Source organism: Actinosynnema sp. NPDC059335, from assembly GCF_042752395.1.
Classification (GTDB): Bacteria; Actinomycetota; Actinomycetes; order Mycobacteriales; family Pseudonocardiaceae; genus Actinosynnema.
The window spans coordinates 1-2,664 of record NZ_JBHYXZ010000312.1; the positions used below are offsets into that span (position 1 = coordinate 1).

Annotated in this window: 3 protein-coding genes; all 3 read right to left on the bottom strand. The window is 73.1% G+C overall.

What is annotated here, in order from left to right:
- Positions 1 to 245 precede the first annotated feature (245 nt).
- Positions 246 to 1,622: a lytic transglycosylase domain-containing protein gene (locus tag ACFXGA_RS40065; protein WP_378098413.1), complete on the bottom strand. Its 1,377-nt coding sequence runs from the start codon at positions 1,620 to 1,622 to the stop codon at positions 246 to 248.
- Between the two features lie 112 nt (positions 1,623 to 1,734).
- A complete protein-coding gene (locus ACFXGA_RS40070) occupies positions 1,735 to 2,226 on the bottom strand; it encodes a DUF501 domain-containing protein (RefSeq protein WP_378098419.1) in 492 nt (163 codons plus the stop codon).
- Positions 2,223 to 2,664 (bottom strand): septum formation initiator family protein (locus ACFXGA_RS40075; protein WP_378098416.1); only part of this gene is annotated, 442 nt, incomplete at its 5' end. The genes ACFXGA_RS40070 and ACFXGA_RS40075, both read right to left, overlap by 4 nt.

A 2,664-nucleotide genomic window follows, 5' to 3' on the forward strand; every position in this document is an offset into this window, starting at 1 on the left:
GTATAGGCACACGACCAGGCAAAACATGCACACGCCCCCTTGACACGTGCGGTAGGGCTGCGCCAGGTCGGCGGGATGACACGAAGCCCTCCTTTTGTGGGAAGGCCGGTGCACAAAAGCAGGGGGTGTTCGGGGAGCGGGCCGGGGGAAGGTCTCGTGGGCAGGTGCGGGAGAGGGCCCGGTGGGCGTTGGCCTCGATCCGTTGACCGGTGCAGGCGGAGCCTTCGGCTAGGTGCCGATCGGTGTCAGGTGGCCCGCATCGACGACGTGATCGACGGCGGCTGGGAGGAGGCCGACCCGCTCGACGTGCCGTCCGAGGTGCTGCTGCCCGGCGCCGTCGTCCCGACCGTGGCCGCGGAGGTCGTCGCCGGCGTGGTGCTTTCCGCGGTGGTGGTCGTGGTGGTGGTGGTGGTCGGGGTCGGGCAGCCCGGCGGGAGCGGCGTCGTCGTGGTCGGCGTCGTCGTGGAGGTGGACGTGGTGGTCGTCGTCTCCGTCGTCGGCGTGGGGCACGTGGGCGTGGTCGTCGTCGTGGTGGTGCTGGACGACGTGGTGGGCGTCAGCGTGATCGTCACGCCCGGCCGCGTGGTGGTCGTGGTGGTCGTCGGGTTCGGGGTGCCCGAGGACGGCGGCGTGGTGTTGCCGGGCGGCGAGGTGGTGTTGCCGTTGCCGTTGGAGTTGCCGGGCGTGGTGCCGGTGTTGCGGCCCGGGGTGAAGTCGTCGTCCGAACCGACCAGGTCGGGCAGCACGGGCACGCCGCTGGCGTAGATGTCCGCCCAGTACAGCACCGTGGCCACATACTCGTTGGACTGGTTGTAGCGGAACACCGCCTGGGCCCGCTGCCGCGGGTCGCTCAGGTCGGCGTTGTGGGCGCACAGGTAGTTGCCCGCGCCGATGGTGGCGTCGTAGATGTTGTTCGGGTTCTTGTCGCCGTCCTCGTTGCCGTCGGCGGCGTAACCGGCCCAGGTGGACGGGATGAACTGCATCGGCCCCACGGCGCGGTCCCACGTGCGGTCGCCGTCGAACCTGCCGCCGTCGGTGTCGCGGATGGCCGCCACGCCGGGCGAGCCGTTGAGCACCGGGCCCAGGATCGGGTCCACCGTGGTGCCGTTCTCGGTGACGCGGCCGCCGCGGGCGTGGCCCGACTCGATGCGGCCGATGCTCGCCAGCAGCGGCCAGTCGAGCCGGCAGCCGGGCGTGGTCTGCGCCAGCCGTTCCGCCGCGCGCATGTAGGCGTCGAGCATGACGCCGGGGATGCCGTGCTGGCCCTCGCGCAGGTACCCACCCTCCAGCGGGGGCAGGTCGTCCTCGAACTCCGCCGGGTCGTCGGCGTCGGCCAGCAGGTTCGCGCTCAGCTCGTCGGTCTCCGGCAGCCGGCCCGTCGCGCCGAGCTTGCCCTGCGCGTCCAGCGCGAGCGTGCCGAGCACGTCGCCCGGACCGGGCGGGACGACCTCGATGTCGGCGCCGCCGGAGAGGATCGTCCAGTCGACCGGGGTCGCCGTGTGCAGCAGGGCGGGGACCAGCATCGCGGCCGTCGCGGTCGCGGCGAGGCCCCACTGCCGCGGCGTCATCGTGCCCGGCTGGGCCTTGCCCCTCTTCCGCGCCCGACGCTTCGACTTCGGCACAGCCCCGAACTCCCCATCGACTCGTCACCCGGCCTGTGAACCAGCCTGCCTGATCCGAACAGCGGTGTCACGGGCGCGCTCCGGCTTTGTGCCCGAAGTTCTGCCCTGACGGTCAGTTTTTCACCGTTGACGCGCAGTCGCCGCTCGGCCACCACTCGGCGAGCAGGTCGAGTACCTCGTCGCCGAACGGGTTGACCCCGCGGCCCACGGCCAGCGCGTGCGCCACGTGCACGTGCAGGCACTTGACCCGTCCCGGCATGCCCCCCGCGGTGACGGTGGTGCCGAGCGGTTCGATCGCGTCCCGCTCGGCCAGGTACAGCTCGTGTGCCCGGCGGTAGCGCGCGGCCAGCTCCTCGTCCACCGCCAACCGCTCCGTCATCTCCTTCATCAGCCCGGCCCCCTCCAGCCTGCTGACGTAGGAGTTCAACCGGGAGCAGGTCAGGTAGTACAGGGTCGGGAAGGGGGTGCCGTCCTCCAGCCGGGGGCTGGTCTGCACGACCGCCGGGTGCCCGCTGGGGCACCGCGCGGCCACCGCCCGCATGCCCCGCGGCTCGCGCCCCAACTGCGCCGCGACCGCCGCCCGGTCCTCGTCGCTCACCGTCATCGCGCCGCCGCCGAATCCCACAACTGCTCGTACCACGCCTTGTCCTCGGCCGGCTTGGTCGCCGGTCGCTGTTCGTCCAGTTCGCGCTCCGCGTCGCCGGGGAGCTGCACGACGTAGGGCGTCTCGCCGGGCCGCACGTAGTGCAGCCGACGCCGCGCCTCGGCCTCCACGTGCGCGGGGTCCGCCAGTTCCCGCTTGCGCCGCTCCAGCTGCTCCACCTCGGCGCGCAGGGTCTCCTGCGAGGCGGTCACGCCCCGCAGCTCCTCGCGTTGCGCGAGGTACGTGCGCAGCGGCACGGCGATGCTCAACGCCAGCGCGCACACCACCATCGCCAGCAGCGCGGCGCGCCGCGTGCCGGTCATGCCGAACGCGCCGCCGGTGCCCGCGCCCGCCCTCGTCCGGGCCCGCGACTGCGGCTTGCGGGCCGCGGGCCGGGCG

What these genes read in the sequence shown, in the direction of transcription:
- ACFXGA_RS40070 (WP_378098419.1), bottom strand. Translation starts at nt 2,226, where the DNA reads ATGACGGTGAGCGACGAGGACCGGGCGGCGGTCGCGGCGCAGTTGGGG.